This window comes from Halostagnicola sp. A-GB9-2, assembly GCF_030068615.1.
Lineage (GTDB): Archaea > Halobacteriota > Halobacteria > Halobacteriales > Natrialbaceae > Halostagnicola.
In genome coordinates, this window is the sequence record NZ_JASJOC010000009.1 from 49,189 (window position 1) to 66,543 (window position 17,355).

The 17,355-nt window shown below is 60.2% G+C and carries 21 protein-coding genes and 1 tRNA gene; 12 read left to right on the forward strand and 10 right to left on the reverse strand.

Features of this window, described 5'->3' with window-relative positions; translation table 11 throughout:
- Positions 1 to 4 precede the first annotated feature (4 nt).
- Together QNM96_RS17850 and QNM96_RS17855 are read left to right on the forward strand one after the other, a co-directional pair.
- Complete coding sequence (locus tag QNM96_RS17850; protein ID WP_283838046.1) at positions 5 to 835, forward strand: adenosylcobinamide amidohydrolase; 831 nt, start codon at positions 5 to 7, stop codon at positions 833 to 835.
- Positions 836 to 973: 138 nt separating this feature from the next.
- A complete protein-coding gene (locus QNM96_RS17855) occupies positions 974 to 1,168 on the forward strand; it encodes a cold shock domain-containing protein (RefSeq protein WP_006087710.1) in 195 nt (64 codons plus the stop codon).
- A gap of 171 nt (positions 1,169 to 1,339) precedes the next feature.
- Here the strand turns inward: QNM96_RS17855 and QNM96_RS17860 are convergent, their stop codons facing one another.
- Positions 1,340 to 1,723: a hypothetical protein gene (locus QNM96_RS17860; protein ID WP_283838047.1), complete on the reverse strand. Its 384-nt coding sequence runs from the start codon at positions 1,721 to 1,723 to the stop codon at positions 1,340 to 1,342.
- Positions 1,724 to 2,044: 321 nt separating this feature from the next.
- Between QNM96_RS17860 and QNM96_RS17865 the strand changes: the two genes are divergently transcribed.
- The 3 genes from QNM96_RS17865 to QNM96_RS17875 all read left to right on the forward strand — a co-directional run bounded on the left by QNM96_RS17865 (position 2,045) and on the right by QNM96_RS17875 (position 5,048).
- On the forward strand, positions 2,045 to 3,280 hold the full coding sequence (locus QNM96_RS17865; RefSeq protein ID WP_283838049.1) for an FAD-dependent oxidoreductase: 1,236 nt from the start codon (positions 2,045 to 2,047) through the stop codon (positions 3,278 to 3,280).
- 1,068 nt (positions 3,281 to 4,348) lie between these two features.
- Positions 4,349 to 4,558 carry a hypothetical protein gene (locus tag QNM96_RS17870; RefSeq protein WP_283838051.1) on the forward strand — a complete coding sequence of 70 codons (210 nt, stop codon included), beginning with the start codon at positions 4,349 to 4,351 and terminating at the stop codon, positions 4,556 to 4,558.
- A gap of 262 nt (positions 4,559 to 4,820) precedes the next feature.
- Positions 4,821 to 5,048: an Mn2+/Fe2+ transporter gene (locus QNM96_RS17875; RefSeq protein WP_283838053.1), complete on the forward strand. Its 228-nt coding sequence runs from the start codon at positions 4,821 to 4,823 to the stop codon at positions 5,046 to 5,048.
- A 253-nt stretch (positions 5,049 to 5,301) separates the two neighbouring features.
- Here QNM96_RS17875 and QNM96_RS17880 read toward each other — a convergent pair.
- Positions 5,302 to 5,375 (reverse strand) — tRNA-Tyr (locus tag QNM96_RS17880).
- A 123-nt stretch (positions 5,376 to 5,498) separates the two neighbouring features.
- Between QNM96_RS17880 and QNM96_RS17885 the strand changes: the two genes are divergently transcribed.
- The 3 genes from QNM96_RS17885 to ftsZ all read left to right on the forward strand — a co-directional run bounded on the left by QNM96_RS17885 (position 5,499) and on the right by ftsZ (position 7,652).
- On the forward strand, positions 5,499 to 6,110 hold the full coding sequence (locus tag QNM96_RS17885; protein WP_283838055.1) for a CopG family transcriptional regulator: 612 nt from the start codon (positions 5,499 to 5,501) through the stop codon (positions 6,108 to 6,110).
- Positions 6,111 to 6,288: 178 nt separating this feature from the next.
- A complete protein-coding gene (locus tag QNM96_RS17890) occupies positions 6,289 to 6,468 on the forward strand; it encodes a ribbon-helix-helix domain-containing protein (protein ID WP_049953285.1) in 180 nt (59 codons plus the stop codon).
- Positions 6,469 to 6,470: 2 nt separating this feature from the next.
- Positions 6,471 to 7,652, forward strand: coding sequence for a cell division protein FtsZ (gene ftsZ, locus QNM96_RS17895; RefSeq protein ID WP_283838059.1), 1,182 nt, complete (start codon positions 6,471 to 6,473; stop codon positions 7,650 to 7,652).
- A gap of 191 nt (positions 7,653 to 7,843) precedes the next feature.
- Here ftsZ and QNM96_RS17900 read toward each other — a convergent pair whose 3' ends face one another.
- Complete coding sequence (locus QNM96_RS17900) at positions 7,844 to 8,809, reverse strand: TIGR00269 family protein (RefSeq protein ID WP_283838061.1); 966 nt, start codon at positions 8,807 to 8,809, stop codon at positions 7,844 to 7,846.
- Positions 8,810 to 8,938: 129 nt separating this feature from the next.
- Here QNM96_RS17900 and QNM96_RS17905 point away from each other — a divergent pair, with 129 nt between their 5' ends.
- Positions 8,939 to 9,646 carry a hypothetical protein gene (locus tag QNM96_RS17905; protein ID WP_283838062.1) on the forward strand — a complete coding sequence of 236 codons (708 nt, stop codon included), beginning with the start codon at positions 8,939 to 8,941 and terminating at the stop codon, positions 9,644 to 9,646.
- A 47-nt stretch (positions 9,647 to 9,693) separates the two neighbouring features.
- Here the strand turns inward: QNM96_RS17905 and QNM96_RS17910 are convergent, their stop codons facing one another.
- Together QNM96_RS17910 and QNM96_RS17915 are read right to left on the reverse strand one after the other, a co-directional pair.
- Positions 9,694 to 10,413 carry an alpha/beta fold hydrolase gene (locus tag QNM96_RS17910; RefSeq protein ID WP_283838064.1) on the reverse strand — a complete coding sequence of 240 codons (720 nt, stop codon included), beginning with the start codon at positions 10,411 to 10,413 and terminating at the stop codon, positions 9,694 to 9,696.
- 97 nt (positions 10,414 to 10,510) lie between these two features.
- Positions 10,511 to 10,777 carry a hypothetical protein gene (locus QNM96_RS17915; RefSeq protein ID WP_283838065.1) on the reverse strand — a complete coding sequence of 89 codons (267 nt, stop codon included), beginning with the start codon at positions 10,775 to 10,777 and terminating at the stop codon, positions 10,511 to 10,513.
- A gap of 146 nt (positions 10,778 to 10,923) precedes the next feature.
- Between QNM96_RS17915 and QNM96_RS17920 the strand changes: the two genes are divergently transcribed.
- Positions 10,924 to 11,586: a hypothetical protein gene (locus QNM96_RS17920; RefSeq protein ID WP_283838067.1), complete on the forward strand. Its 663-nt coding sequence runs from the start codon at positions 10,924 to 10,926 to the stop codon at positions 11,584 to 11,586.
- A 106-nt stretch (positions 11,587 to 11,692) separates the two neighbouring features.
- Positions 11,693 to 11,884 (forward strand): hypothetical protein, encoded by a 192-nt coding sequence (locus QNM96_RS17925; RefSeq protein ID WP_283838069.1) that lies wholly within the window; start codon positions 11,693 to 11,695, stop codon positions 11,882 to 11,884.
- A gap of 4 nt (positions 11,885 to 11,888) precedes the next feature.
- On the opposite strand, the gene QNM96_RS17930 is transcribed toward QNM96_RS17925, so the two are convergent.
- Entirely contained in the window at positions 11,889 to 12,698 is an 810-nt protein-coding gene (locus QNM96_RS17930) for a class I SAM-dependent methyltransferase (protein ID WP_283838149.1), read from the reverse strand.
- 167 nt (positions 12,699 to 12,865) lie between these two features.
- Here QNM96_RS17930 and QNM96_RS17935 point away from each other — a divergent pair, with 167 nt between their 5' ends.
- On the forward strand, positions 12,866 to 13,114 hold the full coding sequence (locus QNM96_RS17935; RefSeq protein ID WP_283838070.1) for an amphi-Trp domain-containing protein: 249 nt from the start codon (positions 12,866 to 12,868) through the stop codon (positions 13,112 to 13,114).
- A 78-nt stretch (positions 13,115 to 13,192) separates the two neighbouring features.
- On the opposite strand, the gene QNM96_RS17940 is transcribed toward QNM96_RS17935, so the two are convergent.
- The 4 genes from QNM96_RS17940 to QNM96_RS17955 form a co-directional block, all read right to left on the reverse strand.
- On the reverse strand, positions 13,193 to 14,062 hold the full coding sequence (locus QNM96_RS17940; RefSeq protein ID WP_283838071.1) for a deoxyribonuclease IV: 870 nt from the start codon (positions 14,060 to 14,062) through the stop codon (positions 13,193 to 13,195).
- Positions 14,063 to 14,150: 88 nt separating this feature from the next.
- Entirely contained in the window at positions 14,151 to 14,975 is an 825-nt protein-coding gene (locus QNM96_RS17945; RefSeq protein WP_283838072.1) for a biotin/lipoate A/B protein ligase family protein, read from the reverse strand.
- 197 nt (positions 14,976 to 15,172) lie between these two features.
- The gene (locus QNM96_RS17950) at positions 15,173 to 16,114 is read right to left on the reverse strand and encodes a hypothetical protein (RefSeq protein WP_283838073.1); all 942 of its coding nucleotides are present in this window, start codon (positions 16,112 to 16,114) and stop codon (positions 15,173 to 15,175) included.
- A 97-nt stretch (positions 16,115 to 16,211) separates the two neighbouring features.
- On the reverse strand, positions 16,212 to 17,342 hold the full coding sequence (locus tag QNM96_RS17955; protein WP_283838074.1) for an ABC transporter substrate-binding protein: 1,131 nt from the start codon (positions 17,340 to 17,342) through the stop codon (positions 16,212 to 16,214).
- Positions 17,343 to 17,355 lie beyond the last annotated feature (13 nt).

Below are 17,355 nucleotides of genomic sequence, written 5' to 3' on the forward strand. Positions count from 1 at the left end.
ACGGATGACTGACGATCGGATGACCGAGACGACTGCGTTCTATACGACCCGACGAGATGGCGTCCTCCAGCTACACCGGGAGGGTATGGAGTGGCTCTCGAGCGGCGCGAACGGCGGTCGGTGGACGACCGATAATGCGTACAACCTCTCGGTTCCCGACGGCTGGCCGCGAACGGACCTCGAGACGTACGTTGCCGACCGACTCGAGCGGGCCGGATTCGAGGAACGCGGTCCCGCGTTACTGACCGGCGTCGACGTGGCGGACGCTCGCGGTGCTCGGTGCGGATCGGTCGCTGCAGTGGTGACTGCGGGGATTTCGAACCCGGCCGCGCTCCCGATGGATCCGTCGGGCGGAACGCTCCCACAGGAGGAAAGAGGTGACAAAGGGGACGACGAACCGGTCGGTACCGTGAATATTCTCCTCGGAACGACCCGGTCGCTTTCCGCCGGCGCGCTCGCGAACCTCCTCACCGTTGCCGCAGAGGCCAAGGCCGCGACGCTCCTCGAGACGACGGGATTTCCCGGAACGACCAGCGACGCCGTCATCGTCGGACACGATCCAGCCGGCTCGCAAACCGAGTTCTCCGGAACTGCAACGGCGATTGGAAGCGCGGCGAGAGCTTGTGTTCGGGATGGGCTTCGCGCCTCGCTCTGCGCACACTACGACGGGAGTGGATTCGAGGATAGCGCTGTCGTCGGTGATCGCGCCGACGGTAAAACTGCGGATGCGGCCGCTACCGAAAACGGAACGGCGGTTGGGCTCCCGAACTCGCTCGAAGACGCCAAATATGGGATCTCGACAGATGTCAAAGCGGATGTCTTTTCTCCGAACTGACGTCTTTCTCTGGGCTGAGTAGATCGATAACGGGCCCGTTCGGTCGGGAGCCGAGGAACGCCGAGCGTGAGCGGTGATGGTCGTGGTACCGTGACCCTCGCAAGGGTTATCCGCAGTGTGGCCCTACATTTGTTTGTAATGGCAAACGGTAACGTTGATTTCTTCAACGACACAGGCGGCTACGGTTTCATTTCGACGGACGACGCGGACGATGACGTATTCTTCCACATGGAAGACGTTGGCGGTCCGGACCTCGAAGAAGGCACAGAGATCGAATTCGACATCGAACAGGCACCGAAAGGTCCCCGCGCGACGAACGTCGTCCGCAACTAATCTGATTTCCCCGTCGCCTGACGGCGACGCTGAATGACGACTTCATTTTTCGACGAACACTACCGATCCGACAGCGATTGCTCTCGTCTAGTGAAGTACCGCGGGTCCGGTGACCCGTGGAACTCTCGTTGCTTTTTCTTTAGAAGGGGCCGACCTGTCGGATCTCGTGTCTTACAGCGAATTCGTATCACGTTCGTCGACCGGGTTCTGAGATCGGTCTTCGAGGTCCTCGAGGTCGCGTTCGGGATTCGCCTCGTGTAAACCTCCAGCCTGGCCCGTAATCTCTCCGTAGACCGCTTCGCGGGCTTCTTCGGCCGAATCGAACTCCTCGCCCGCCAGCCGATCGAACACGCTCCCCAGCGATTCGGTTTCGTTCGGAAGCTCCATCGGATCGCTGCCGTACTCCGAGGCGATTTCCTCGCTGGTAACCGGATACTCGAGTTTGCCGAGGTGTTCTTTGACGTCCTCGAGGATTGACTCGCTTGTTTCCGCTCGGCTGGCTTTTCGCTCACCGATACTATCCTGTGCACGGTCGCGGTCGGGTTCCTCGGACATGCTCGGGCGTATCCGCGGCGCGCTGAAAAACGGTTGGCTGGCGAGCGCGTGGGGGTCAACCGAGACGGCTCCGACTCGCTCCGGAGCCGACCGTTGAGCGGATCACCTTCGTCGACCCATCGGCTATTCCCTTCGATATCGAACCCGACGGATCCTCCCTTGCCTCCGACGCCGGTCCGTACAACTATCCGCGGATAATGTACTCACCCTGCGGTAGCAACCATCATCACACCATCTACCTAGCTACCGCGGGGTCTTTCTCCCCTCGAGGGTGACGTTCTCGAGTGAAACATATGTCCGTCTGCGGCGCTTGATTCGCCTATGAACAGCCGAACGGACGTCCTCGTTATCGGCGGCGGTGCAACCGGCACGGGAATCGCCAGGGACCTCGCACTCCGAGACGTGGACGTGACGCTGGTCGAGCGCGACGGCCTCGCTTCGGGTGCGTCGGGCCGGTCACACGGCCTTCTTCACAGCGGTGCGCGCTACGCCGAAGCCGACGAAGACGGTGCACGAGAATGCCTTCGGGAAAATCGAATTCTGCGAGCAATCGGTGGCGAATGTGTCCGACACACTCGAGGATTGTTCGTCCAACTTGCCGGCGACGATCCGACGTACTTCGACGAGAAGCGCGCGGCGTGCGAGGAAATCGGCATTCCGACGGAGGTCGTCGACGGAAACGCGATTCGAGCCGAACTCCCGGAACTCAACCACGAGGTCGAACGGGCCATGTGGGTCCCCGACGGCGTCGTCATCCCCTCGCGTCTGGTCGCCGCAAACGCTGCGGATGCGCGCGATCACGGCGCCGAAATCCTGACGCACGCTCCGGTGACGTCGATAACGCTCGAGGAGGATGAACGCGGAGAGACGGAAATAGCGCGGGTTTCGATCGGCGGCGACATCGACGGAACGATCGAACCTGCCGTCGTCGTAAACGCCACCGGAGCGTACGCAGGTCAGATCGGTGAGTTTGCGGGCGTCTCCATCGAGATGCGGCCGACGCGAGGCGTCATGATATCGGTCGAGTACGACGGTCTCGAGCCGGTGCTCAATCGCTGTCGCGATCCGGACGACGGGGATATTATCGTTCCCCACGACGAGGAGGTCGTCCTCGGCACCACGAGCGTTCCGGTCAGCGATCCCGACGACTACGAACAGGCCGAATGGGAGATCGAAGAGACGATTACGGAGTGTGCAAAGTTGCTCCCAGACGTCAGCGACCGAACCGCCACCAGAACCTGGTGGGGTGTCAGACCACTGTACGAACCCGACGAAGCGACTCGAGGCGGCCGCGCAATCTCGAGAGGATCCGTCCGGTTGGATCACGCCGAAGACGGCGTCGAAAACTTCGTCAGTATCGTTGGCGGAAAGCTCACCACGTACAGGGAGATGGCCGAAATGACGGCGGACCTACTCTGTGAGAAACTGGGCGTCGACGCGCAGTGTTTGACGGCCGAGGTTCAACTGCCGAACGCGAACGATCCGGCGAAGCTAGACGAGTACGTTCGGGAGTTCGACGCGCAGGGGCCGACGGATACGGACCTCGTGACTCGGTAATTTTCACCGGGATATCGTCACTCGAGGATATTTATGGGGGTATCGTTTCAGTACGCTTCGTCACGCCTCTCAGGATACTCTCTCGTCAGTGTCAACCAGCGTCTCTCTCGAGGCTCGGAATTGGTCAATGAATCGATATAGATCGAATTCGACCTCTTACGCAATTTTGTTAACCCACCTCTACCGATAGAATATGCGGGTGGCGGGATGAATTCGACGGAGTGTTTCCGGTAACTGGAGAAGACAAATACGCAATACTACGGCCGATACATATACGACAGTTCCCCCAGGAATTGAGCACCATGGGAGCGTATATATCAGGGGAGGACATCTCTACCGATACTTCTCTTGTATCGACCTTGTTAGTCGAGAGTGGGTATCGCCTTCGAAGGGTGAGTACCGTATGACGACGCAACTCTGTCCGCAGTGTCTCTACAACGAGAAGAAGGTCAAGAAACCGCCGGATCCGACGCCCGGCACGAAAACGTGCGACAAGTGCGGCGAAGAGTATTGATTCTCGAGCGAACGCGTTTTTGACCGGTGCCCGATGACGAGCTGTCGTCGGACGTAGTTGTTCGTAGCGCCCGATTCCCCGTTCTCCGATCCTATCGGTGTACGTAACAAATCCAAAACGAATATCGGAACCTTAGAACAGGGAGAAACGAAGAGACAGTTACTCCTCCGATAACTTCAACTCCTGTTGTTCTCCGGGCGCGTTTTTCGCGGAGCGACCGCCGAGGCAGAGGATCGGTGTCGTTTTCGTGATGTGGCAGGCGTCCATCTGGACTCACGGGGTACGCGTCGCGCGAGCCCACGATCTCGGAACGGCCGCGCTCCGCCCGGGTATCTGTGCTGTCGTCTTCCTCGCCTTTTCGTTGGTGGAGTATCCCGCGGGACATCTCGACTCACTCATCACACACCCTCGGAGCGACGAGAATCGTGAACGACGTACAGCCGACAGTATACGATGACGCGTTCGTCGGACAGTCGTCTTCGACCCTCGTACTACCGCTCGCGTGGCCAGCTCAAGCTGGCCGTTTGTACTTGCTCGAGTGGGCAACTTAGGTGATGAACGTGCCCACTGATCGGCTCCTGGTCATGATCATTGCGGCGACCGGATTCGCCGTTCTTGTGGGCGGATGGGTGGGCGGACTCGTCCACGCCGAGGCAACCGGCTGGGAAGAAATCGGGCTCCGTGTCGCAATCGGGATCGTCTTTTTCGCGATCCTTCTCGGTCTCTGGTCGAAGTACGGCGACATCGAGAAAGGCTCGAGTTGAGTACGGGTTTTGATTGAAGCGTGGTACGGGCGGCTTCTTGAGTTACTCGTCGTTTTCGAAGCCGTCTTGGTCGTCCCTGGAAACGGGCGGCTTCTCGAGGTACCCATTAGTGAGAACTCGTCGAGAGTACCCCCTCGTTTCGCGTTGAACTCCCATATTATAAGTAATTCTGATCAATATCCGGGTGGAGTGAGCATCCTCTATTAGACGTACAGCTGACAAGACCGGAAGAATGATAATCACTCTGTAACGTGTTCGACCCATGTCGAACGAACTGGACAAGATTTACGCTGATTATGTCGTCCGAACCACCACCGTTGTGGTTGCGACCATTCTTTTTACCACGTCCATCGGAATTTGGGCGGGTATCGTAAACATGAACGACCTCGGAACCGCAGTGACGTGGGTTTGGCTGGGGATCGGATTTGCCGCTCTCTATTTGCTCTACAGGATAGCCATCAGCGTGGAGATGCTCAGGCATACCACCTGACGATCGGCGCCGCTCGCACGGTGATCGCTCACCGTTTTCACCCCGTCGGTCGCGACGGAACTCCGTGGGTCGTGGCTGTCACACGGAAGATAGCATTGGTCGTTTGCCACAGTTCGACGGGAAAGGTAACCCGGCCTTCCCAATTTGAACAGGTGAGAGACGGTCTCGCTCGTTGCACTCGCGAGCGTGCGACTCTCGTGTTCAAATCGGCTCAGGATAGACTTCTCACTGCTCACGTTGTTCGCAGGAGAAGTCCGCCCTCCCCGATTTGAACGGGGGGCAAGTCGATCTACAGTCGACTGCTCTACCAGTCTGAGCTAAGGGCGGGCACTCGAATATAGCAGACGAGGCAGACATAAGGGTTATCATTCGATGGCTGTGTGACAACCGTCCGACAAAGGCAAATGTTCATATGGACGGGGCTAAAATAGGTATCCGATCGAGACACTCATGAGCAAGATCACGTTCCGTGCTGACGACGAGCTCATCGACGAACTCGAGACGTTCGACGCGTCGAAAAGCGAAGTCATGCGCGACGCGCTTCGGACGTACCTCGAGGCCGGTGAGACGAGTCAGACCCACGACTCCATCACCCAGGCCGAGCCGGCACGGACCGACGCTGCCCATGAGAACGACAGCATCGACGAACTCATTCGAGAGCGCGTCGATACGCTGCTCGAGGATCGGCTGACTGAGCACCGTCACCGGGAGACACAGGACGTAAACGTCACGGTGGCACTCGAGAACGCACACCAAACGCGTAAGACACCGAACGCGGTCGAGGACGAACCCGTCGCCGACCATACCGAGCCGCCGCGTCCGACACGAGAGGCAAATCACGGGGGACATCCGTCCGGGGACCAACAGTGCGGGCAGTGCGGTGAATCCCTTTCTGGGGAACACGTATACTGTCCAAACTGTGGTGAGAAGGCCTCACACCGCTTGTTCTGTGAATGTGGTGACGAGCTCCGGTCCGACTGGGCGTTCTGTCCCGGCTGCGGTCGTCGGACGGCCGCAGCTGATGTCCTCGATTCGAACAGCCAACACTCGAGAAATTCGTAATACGGAAATTTTCTCGTCTTACGGAAGTTTTATTACTCATCAACAGCATGCTATAGTTGCGTAAGACGATCGTCTTACACAGGCCGAATACGCCGGGAAACTGGCTATACAGGCGGTCTATCGTGTAAGACAAAGCGTCTAACAGGGGCGCACCGTCTTACCCAGAGGGAATACAACAATGGAGCGTGTGACACTGCGAATTCCGGAACAGCAGATCGACGAGGTCGAACAGCTGGTCGACTCAGGCGAGTTTCCGAACCGGAGCGAGGCAATCCGGTCGGCCGTCCGAGAGATGATCAACGAACAACAAAACGGTCGTCGCGACCAAACAGGCAAACGCGGCTGGGCGAAGGTGTAACGATGCAGGATATCGTACAAGACGCCCTCGACAACGCCGAAGCCGAAGCTCGTCAGATGGACGAGTCGATGGACGACGACGAGTTCGGCGATCCGCGGATCGTGATCGTTGGCTGCGGTGGCGCGGGCAACAATACGATCAATCGCCTGTATAACATCGGTGTCGACGGCGCGGATACCGTCGCGATCAACACCGACAAACAGCACCTGAAGATGATCGAGGCCGACACCAAAATCCTCGTTGGGAAATCGCTGACCAACGGGCTCGGTGCCGGTGGCGATCCGTCGATGGGTGAACGCGCGACAGAGATGGCCCAGAGCACGATCAAAGAGGTTCTCGGCGACGCCGACCTCGTCTTCGTGACCGCCGGCATGGGTGGTGGTACCGGCACGGGTGCCGCCCCCGTCGTTTCGAAAATCGCGAAAGATCAGGGCGCAATCGTCGTCGGAATGGTCTCGACGCCGTTCAACGTCGAACGTGCTCGGACGGTCAAAGCCGAGGAAGGCCTCGAGAAACTCCGAGAACAGGCCGACTCGATCATCGTTCTCGATAACAACCGGCTGCTCGATTACGTCCCGAACCTCCCGATCGGCAAGGCCTTCTCGGTGATGGATCAGATCATCGCCGAGACGGTCAAGGGGATTTCAGAGACGATCACCCAGCCGAGCCTGATCAATCTGGACTACGCGGATATGTCCACGATCATGAATCAGGGCGGCGTCGCGGTGATGCTCGTTGGGGAGACACAGGACAAGAACAAGACCCAGGAAGTCGTCAGCGACGCGATGAACCATCCGCTTCTCGATGTCGACTATCGGGGTGCCTCCGGCGGCCTCGTTCACATTACCGGTGGACCGGATCTCACACTGAAAGAGGCCGAAGGCATCGCGGACAACATCACCGAACGACTCGAGGCGAGTGCAAACGTCATCTGGGGCGCGCGCATTCAGGAGAACTACAAGGGCAAGGTTCGCGTCATGGCCATCATGACTGGCGTCCAGAGCGCCCAGGTTCTCGGCCCGACGACGCAGAAACAGGCGGATAAGTCCCGACAAAGTATCGAGGGGATAAACGAGGCCGATTTCGATGCGAGCCAGAACGTCGAAAACTCGCATCCCGGCACCCAGAGTGACGGTGGCAGAGACAAAGTCGAGCAGAAAAACGGCGTCGACGTCATTCGATAATCCGTTCGGTCCGTTCTCGTTTCTCGTGTCTTACTCGACAGTGACGAAGACTGACGAGTGTAGTTCGGCAATCGTTGCTCTTCTGTTAGTCCCTACTCGAACGGCTCAGTTGCTGATTATCCGCGCGCTCGAGAGGACGTGGAGCAAGAAACTGATCTGCATAACGAATCGTTTGACCGCTGAACCCGTCCTCAGACGAGCGCGTCTAACAACGAACATTTCCGGCAGCGTTCTCGGGTCGTCGTCGATCCGCACTCGACGCACTCCCGGAGGTCGGCCCCCTCCTCGTCGTCGCCGTTGTACCGGTTCGCGACGATTCCGGCGAGCTCCTCGTAGCCCGAGAGGATCGAGTGGCGCGTCCCCGGATGGTTCTCCTCGAGGTCATACAGGAGCTGTTGGATCTCGGCGCGGTAGGCTTCGCTCGAGTGGGGACACTCGGTGATGTGGGCGGGAAGGTCCTCGAGGTGCGCGTAGAGGGCGACTTCCTTCTCCGGAACGTCTCGAAGCGGCTTGGCCCGTGGGACGAACGCATCCTGATCTTCGCGTTCCGATATCGGCCCGAGGCTCGCGTCGAAGTGTTTGGCAATCTGGGCGACGTCGCCCTCGAGGAAATTCATCATCGCCGTTTGAGCTTCGTCATCGAGGTTGTGTCCGGTCAGCATGAGGTCGGCCCCGAGTTTCTCGGCGTACTCCTCGAGAAGGTCCCGACGGAAGACTCCGCAGTAGGCACAGGCGGCCATGTTTTCGGGGTCGTCCTCGACGACGTCGTCCATCTCAACGCCGAACTCCTCGGCGTAGCTGACGACTTCGTGGCGGATATCGAGGTCGTCGGCCAGCTCGATGCAGGCGTCGACGGACTTGTCGCGGTAGCCTTCGATCCCTTCGTGGATGGTCAATCCGACGAGTTCGATGCGGGGGTCTTCTTCGAAGGTGTCGTAGAGAAGTTGTGTAAGAACGACGCTGTCTTTGCCGCCGGAAAGGCCGATAACCCACGTTTGCGGGTTTTCGGGCGTGGCGTCGTGGGGAACGAGGTCATCCCGACGAACTCTGCGACGGACGCGTTTTTCGACCGATTCGCGAAAGTGGGCCTCACAGAGGTGGGCTCCCGAGTACGCGGCGTGCATGACCGAGGGCTCTTCACACCGGTTACACTCCATTGCGAGCGCCTAGTCGGTCCGGGTGTATGTCGGTTTCGTCTCTGACGGTGTTCTCGAAACTCCCTGATCCGGTTTCGGACGGTGGCGGCGAAACGTCTATGGGCCAACACCTCTCACTCTCTCGAGAAGATGGTCATGTACGACCGGTCGGACTCGAGTGGCTACCGGATGATCGATACGTTCGACAACGGCTTCGGCTGGCTGGCTCATCCTCAGGAAACAGGACTGCGTGCGAGTCACGCGTTCGTCGGTGACGACGGCGACGTCTGGTTGTTCGATCCCCTCGATGCACCCGGTATCGACGAGGAAATCGACGCGCTCGGCCACGTCGCCGGTGTCGCAGTCTGTTCGCGGTACCACGCTCGCGATTCGGCGGCGTTTGCACGGCGGTACGACGTTCCCGTGTACGTCCCCTCGTGGATGGGGCGCGTACCAGAGCGCCTCGAGGTACCACTCGAGTATTACGAGAGCGAGCTCGGTTCGTCCGGATTCACCGTCGGACAGGTCGGTCCGGTACCCGGGTGGTCCGAAGGCGTCGCCTATCGGGAGAGTGACGACACGCTGTACATCCCCGACTTGCTCGGCACTGCACCGCTGTATACGGTTGGCCCGGAGCGCCTCGGCGTCTTCCTTCTCTGTCGCCCAACACCGCCGTTCGAGGCGTTTACGGGCCTCGATCCGGCACGGATTCTCGTCGGTCACGGAACCGGACTCTTCGACGAGCCAGCCGGTGCGCTCGTCACCGCACTGGCGAACGCTCGGCGCGGCTTTCCGCAGGCACTGCTCGAGAACGGTCCGACGCAACTTCGCGGGTTGGCCGGGGCGCTCGGCGACTAGTCGGTCATCGGGCCCCTCGGAACGTGGTGTTCGGGTGCTGATACCGATCAGGCCGGAACCGTTGGGCGGTCCTCGACGGCTTCGGCCCCGTCTTTCAGGGAGGCGATGAGGGTATCGATGTAGCGTTCTCGAGGGCGGGAGGAAAACAGTTCGTGACCGCCGCTGTAGAGGACGACATGTTCGGACGGCACCCGTTCGCCGATCGGTCGAAGGCTGATGACGGGGTCACGGAGCGAACAGAAGACGACGGCGTCGTGGTCGATCGTGAGCAACTCCTGTTGTGCTCGTCGCGTCTCCCGGATGAACGCCGGTGAGACCCATTCGGGAGTCGTGGCGATCTGGTGGTCCGTCGCGAGGCTTCCGAGTTCGGTCTTTCCCATGCCACCGAAGGGAACGAACGGGAAGCTCGTCGGGATTTTCTCGATCATGTCGAGGGCGAATTCGGGGTGATCTTCGCTGTAGCCCCACCAGGGGCTGAGATAGACGTGGTTTTCCGCCCCGTCGAGAGCCTGTCCGATGAGCGCGCCCGCACTGTGGCCGAGCAGCTGGTAGCCGTCCAGGTCGATCACGTACTCGACGATCGGCTCGAGCCAGTCGGCTTTGAAGTCATCGATGTTCGTCGGGGGTTCGAAGGCGTGGATTCGAAAACCGGCGTCCGCAAGCTTTCCGATGAGCCAGCTCACGTTCTCGTGGGTCCAGCGATTCCCCCAGCCCATGATGAAGACCAGGTCGTCGTCGCTGCCCTCGTTGAAGATCCGATGTCTCATACCCGGTCGTTCGTCGGGCGGAACCAAAAATCTGCGCTCTTGACACAAGCGGTTGTGGATCGATCCTCGAGAACACGGGACCTGCGACACTATTCTCCTATGGGAACAGATCAAGGAGAATAGCGGCACCGAGAGCTCCGACGGCCATCATCGCCCCGCCGATCGCGAGGGCCGGTGTCGTTCCTCCGTCGATCACGATGAACGCACCGACGGAAAAGAAACTGAATGCGAACGCGAGCAAAACTACCGTTCCGATGACGCTCAACAGGGCGTCTTCGATGGCGCGTCGAAGGATCTCGTACTGTCGACGATTCTCGAGGGCGCGGTCATCTCCACCGTCGTCTGGAGGGACTGACTCGTCCATCAATGGATTTTCAGACTGATTGATATAAAGCCCTTCTGTCCAGTGTTTCCGGGGACTCCCTTTGCCCGGAACGAGCTTTTCTTCGTGTCGGGATCCCTCGAGCGCGCGAGGAAACGATTTTGCGCGTCGAGCCCCTACAAGGCGTAATGACTGGATTTGACCGCTCTACGGCGGTCGATCGACTCGAGGAAGTCGTCGATACCGTCGAGGACGAGCTCATGCCGGTTCCCGTCCGCGAGGTGTGGGCGTTCGGGGACGTGGCGCTGGGACTCGATCCCGTCGAACGGCTCGATATCTACCTCACGAAAGATGTTCTCATGCGTGAAAATTCGGGCCAGGGGCCGTCGGTCGAGGGCAACGAGGGCTCGTACGACGTCGACGGCGTCGGCAAGTCGGTTCGCACCGAGTGGGCGGAGGAGTACCCCCAATTCCTTCGCGCGAACCGGAACGGTCACGCCGCACCTGAAAAGTGCCTCGCGGCTCACCTGCTCCCGTCGGACGAACCGGTTCACCTCGAGGTGTGTAATACGGCCTTCGAGGACAACGTCACGCAACGTCTTCGGGGAGCGAAGCTTCGAGAGGACTACACCCAGTTGCTCGATCCGCGGGGCGTCTGTCTCTGGGTCGACGGCACGCGAAGCGACGAAGCGTTTCGGAAACTCCGCGAGAGCGATCTCGCGCTCCCGACGCTCTCGTCGGCCCTCGAGATGCTCGGCATGGACGAGCCGGAGGCGGGCGAAGCCGCACAGACAGTCCACGAGTGGCGCGCCGACCAGGAGGGCGTGACGATCCGCGGTGACGTCGTCTGAGCCGAGTCGTCGATCGTTCAACCGGGTTCTCTTCGCTGTCGTCCGTTCCGAGTCGGACATATCCGCGTGACGAAACGTCTTTGCCGTGGCTCTCTGATCTGTGCGTATGAGCAGTGCATCGTCGATGGTCGGAAGAATACTCACGCCGCGAGTCGCGCTGTTTGCGAACGTCGGTCTCGTCGTCACCGGTTCCGTCCTCGGACTGTTAGGACTGATCGATCCCGTCTCGGGCATTCTGATCGTCGTTATCGGATTTCTCGGTGTCCTCGCCTCCCTGTCGGGCTATCGAGAGGAGTAGTTGATTATCGGTCGTCGGCGCGCCCGACCGTAACGTAAAACGGAACGCGCTCCGATCGCCGATACGCTTCCGTCTGCATCTGGTCGATCACGCGCCGTCCCATCTCCCGCCAGGAGCTTCTGAGGTCGCCGTATTCCGCTTCGGTCAACTCACCGGCAAGGAGGGTTTCTCTATCGTCCGCCAGTCCAGCACCCGTCGCTTTCCGACGGGCGACGGTAAGTGCGTGTTCCTCGTAAGGAGGAGAAATCGTCCGAACGTGGTCATACGATCGCGTTTCGCACACCTCGAGGCCCGCAGACTCGAAGGCCTCGTTCGCGTCGCTACCCAGTGTAACGTCGGTTCCGACGCCGTCGAGGTAGGCTTGACGCGCCCGTTGCTCGAGTCGTTCTTCGCGGTCGACGCTCGAGGCGATTTCGACGGCTGCGTTGTCGGGTTCGATCGCCGCGACGAGGTCGTTCGAGACGCGGGCGAACTCTGAAACCGCCGCGGCCGGATCCGGGAGGTTGATCAACAGCGCCTGACAGACGACCAGGTCGAACGTATCGTCTGGAAACGGAAGTTCGAGGGCGTTCCCGGCGACCGCCGAAACGCCGTTTCTTGTTCGGGCGGTCTCGAGGAGCGTCGAATCGACGTCACAGCCGATTACGGTCCCCGGAGACTCGGCTGCGAGGACTCGACTCAACTCGCCGGTTCCACAGCCGACGTCCAGAATTCTCTCTCGCGACTCGAGGGCCAGCGGAGCGAGCGCGTCTCGAGAATCGTCCCACATCCCCTCGCGGGTTCGACGCAGGTACTCGGCTGCAAACTCGCGCACGAATGGATACTGCGGCGTCTCGAGTAAAAGCGGGTCGGTTCGGACCGGATGCGCTTTCGCGACCGTGGCACTCGAACACTTCTTACGACCTGGCATCCAATCCCCGCTCTGATCGTGCCTGCGGATTCGCGCCAAACCTATTTCCCTTTGATTGATGGGTATCCTCTATGGGCGATACGACCTCCTACGAAGACGAAATCTCACGGGAAGAAGCATCGGACCTGGTACAGGAACTGGCTCGAGAACTGCGAAACGACGACGTTGCGGAGATTCGAATCGGAAACAAGATGGTTGCGCTGTCGCCGGCATCGTCGATCGAGTACTCCATCGAGGCTCAGGAGCGGTCGCCGATGCTCAGCGGCGCTCGAGAAGAGATCACGCTCGAGTTAGCCTGGGAAGTCGCGGAAGATACCTGAGAAAATCGCGGGCGGCGGTTCGCGGTTCCGCTCTGCGGTCGGGGTGTGACCCGGGCGAGCGAGAACGCTGTTCGGCCCTTATTCTTCGCGCAGTTCTTTGACTTTCTGGATGTTCCACGCGAAGCCCCGGCCGTCTTCGGTGGGCGTCTCGAGTGCGAACGGAAGCGCTCGCAGATCGGGGTGGTTGACGATTGCCTTCATCCCGTCCTCGCCGATGTACCCCTCGCCGATGTGGGCGTGTTCGTCCTTGTGCGTCCCGACATCGTGTTTCGAGTCGTTGAGGTGGAGGTACTCGAGGTACTCGAGGCCGACCTCGTCGTCGAACCGCCCGATCGTCTCGTCGACGGCCTCCGGCGTCGTGAGGTCGTTGCCCGCGACGAGCGTGTGGGCGGTGTCGATACAGATGCCGATATCCGTCTCGGTGCGGTCGATAATGCCCGCGAGGTGCTCGAACTCGCCGCCGAGTTTCGTGCCGCTTCCCGCGTCGGATTCGATGAGAATCGTCACGTCCTCGGGAACGTCGAGGTCGTCGATGACGCCCGCGGCGTTGTCGAGACCGCCTTCGACGCCAGCGCCGGTGTGTGCGCCCAGATGGACGTTTACGTACGGAATATCGAGCCGCTCGGCCGCGTCGAGTTCGGCCTGCATGCTCTCTTTTGACTTTCGGCGGAGGTCCTCTTTGGGCGTACAGAGGTTGACGAGGTACGCCGAGTGGATCACCCACGGCCCCTCGAGCTTTTCGTCGGTCGCTTCTTGGAACCCCTCGGCGGCGTCCTCGCCGATTTCGGGTTGAGCCCAGACCTGTGGTGAGGTTGTAAAGACCTGTCCGCAGTTGCCGCCGAAGGCGAGTTGACGGTGAACCGCGTTCCGAATGTCACTGTAGGGTGGAGTCTCTTCGTCTGAGGAAACACGCGAACCGGAAATCGAAACGTGTGCGCCGACCTTCATGGATTCTCATCAGTACCGAGCCGTGATAGGTATAACGAACCGATGTCGGCGCTTTGCTCTGCTATCGATAGCCATCGGCTGTACTGTCTCAGTGCTCGCTTTTCTCGAGCACGTCCCGATTTCGAACCCACGAGTCCGCCCCGAATTTTCGTGTGGCCAGTTCGTCTGCGGCCTCGAGTTCGGCGTCGCGCCACGTCCCTTCCTCGGCGCCACACCATTCGCCGAGGCTCTCGGCGAGGGTCTCGACGGCCTCCTCGCGGTCGAGGCCCGCCTGTTCGCGGATGCTCGTCACGCGATCGGTGAACGTCGCCGCCTCGAGATCGGTGTCGAACACGCCGACGTGGCGTTCGGGCTCGAGGTCGTAGCTCACGGAGCCGTGCTGGATGACGACGTCTCGTTGTCGGTACTGGGCGTTGCCACTGATCTTGGCTCCGTCGACGACGATGTCGTGGGCCGGATGAATATCCCGCAAATAACACGACGGCTGGTAGATCGCCTCGCGTTCGGTGCTCGCGAAGTCGGCGTCGACACCCATTCGGGAGAACGCCTCGAGGATCGGTTCACAGAACAGGGCGTAACAGTCCATGAGGTCCCCGGGGACCTCCTCGGCGGGGGCGACGATCGTATAGGAGATGTCGGCGACCGAATCGTGGTAGATGCCGCCGCCGCCGGTCTGTCGACGCGTCACATCGACCCCGTTTTGCTCGCACCACTCCCAGTCGACCGACTCGGCGTCCTGACGATACCCCATCGAGAGCGTGCTGGGTTCCCACGAATAAACGCGAACCGTCCGCAGGTCGTCCTCGAGGGCCGTCCGGGCCGCGACCTCCTCGAGTGACATCTGCGTCGCTCCGTCGCGAGGGTCGTCTCTGATCAGTCGCCAGTCCCGACGCTCGAGGTCGTCCGTAGTCATGTGCTCACGGATGGGCGGAATCGAGTTAGTGATTGCGGAGCTTCGGAGGTCTCGAGGGACAGGTCGATAATGGAACCGATTTGAAGGGAACGTCGAACCGATTTGAACGCAAAGCTGGCAGGCTCGAACGCAAAGGTGAACGATTCGTACCTAAGATCGCCGGTTCGTTACTTTGGTGAGAGAACGCTGTCGGGTCGTTACTCCGGCGGGACGCTCACCAGTCCGGACGGCTCCTCGTTTGACGCAGTCGTCAGCACGAATTCCCACGTTGATTCGTCGTCGTCAACCGACTCGGCGCTCGAGATCGTGATATTCGGTTCGGAACAGTATCGGAGCAGTTCGATCACGAGCGGGAGCGTCACGACGCCGGTTTCCGCTCGGCCGAGCGCGTAGGCAGCGAGAGTCACGGTCCACGACCGCGATTCGACCGACCGGTCGACCGCAATCCGCTCGAGGGTGTAGTCCTCGAGGAGTGCGACAGACTGGAGTCGCGATAACGTCACCTCGAGTGGTTCGTCGCTCGCCGGTGGCGACGACAATCGCTGTGCGGCGGCGAGCAACAGTGGTGCCTGCTCTCCCGGCTCGAGTTGCCGCTCGAGTTCGATCGCCATGCTCTCGAGCAGTCGAAGGCAGAGTTCGTCCGGCGATTCGATCGTTTCCGCGATCTCGAGATACGTATCCATGATCGCCCGCTCGACCGATCGGTGGGAGGATTCGGCGACGGTTTCGAACACCGACCCTGCGATGGCGTGACAGAAGTCGATGAGTGATTCCTCACTGCCTGGCTCGTTGGGAGGAAACGACAGGGTTGTCTCGGACGCGTCGTCCGATCGTCGCCCGGTATCGCCAGACGCGACACCGTCGCTCGCGGGATCGTCGGAGACCCGAGACGTCAGATCGTTGTCCTGGCAGACGATCACGTCATACCGGGGTAGTTGCGGGTCGTACCGACGGAGGGCGGCCCGGTACTGTTCTGTCGCTCGCGCGCCCGCTCGAGCGGTCGGCCTGTTTTCGAAGCGAAGACCGATGGCGGGTGCGGGATGTTCTCCGGTGCGCCCACATCGCAGGTAGTACGGTCCCGTCTCGTCGGCGAGCGCCTCTAAGTGCTGGCGAATGTCTCCGAGTGTCGTTCCGATCATTGTGTAGTCTCGTTTCAGCTGGTCCGCGTGGCAACCGCGAGTGAAATTCGGTTAGTGGAGTCGCGGATCGTTGTTTTCGTCGTTCGGTGGTGGGGACTCATAGATCGTTATTGACGATATCTGCGACGCGCTCTCGATCGAAGAGCTGTTCGTCCATCGGAATATCCTCCGAATCTCCGGGCCACTCGCCGAACTCATCGGGATAGACCTGCTTTGCTAACGCTTCGGTCGAAAACAGATGCGCGATCGGCCCCATGAACTGGCCGGACGACCGGACGACGTTCCCGTTTTCGACGGCTTCGAGCTCGCTCGCAGTTGAGTGATTCTCGAGGGGGTCAATGACCTCGGTTTGCCACTCCTCGCCGGTCATCGAGGAGAGGTTGTACGCCCCGAGATAGTCGGGCTCGACCTCGAGCAGGGTCTCGTACCCTACCGGCCCATCGGGTTCAATGTCCGCGAAGGCATCTTCGAAGCCGAGGTCGCGGAAGCTCTGGGCGTCGTTTCGTTTGTCGGCGATCGGTGCCGGTTCGAACTGGCCCGATTCCGCGCTGATCCCCCGCCAGAAGACGGCCGCACTCGGGCGTTCGTCTTCGGGTGGGAGTCCAGCCTCGATATCCGCGATGAATTCATCGCGGAGTTCGACCCAGGCCTCGTACTGTTCCTCTCGCCGGAATATCTTCGCGATCTTTTCGAATAGTTCGTACATCGTGTAATACGGCTCCTCGTTGCCGTCGAACTCGAACCGAATGTACGAGCCGAGATACGGAGCGACACTCGTTTCGATCTCCTCGAGATCAGCGTCCGACCAGCCCGAATAGCTCTGGAGCATCCGCGGATCCATCAGGTGGACGTCGGCGTCGACTTCGTAGAAGATCTCTTTATCGTACGTTCGGGCGGATTCTCCCTCTCCGTACTGTAGAATTTTGTCCGGATCGTGCTCGACGCCGGGCAACTGGTCGTAAAACTTGTAGGGTTTCCGGTCGGGATAGGCGTGGGCTTCCGGTTGCAATCCGAGGGCCATCGCCATGTCCTCTTGCGTGCCCGGAATGACCGAGAACGTTTCGGGGACTGATTCGAACGTGTGACAGCCCGCCGGTTCGATACAGACTTCGTAAGATTCGGTTTCGCCCGAACCGTTCGATGTCTCGCTTTCTCCGTTCATACAACCCGCGATTGCGGTCGCAATCGCTCCTGAGCCTGCTGCCAGTAACTGGCGTCTGTGCACCATGTTTTTAGGTTGG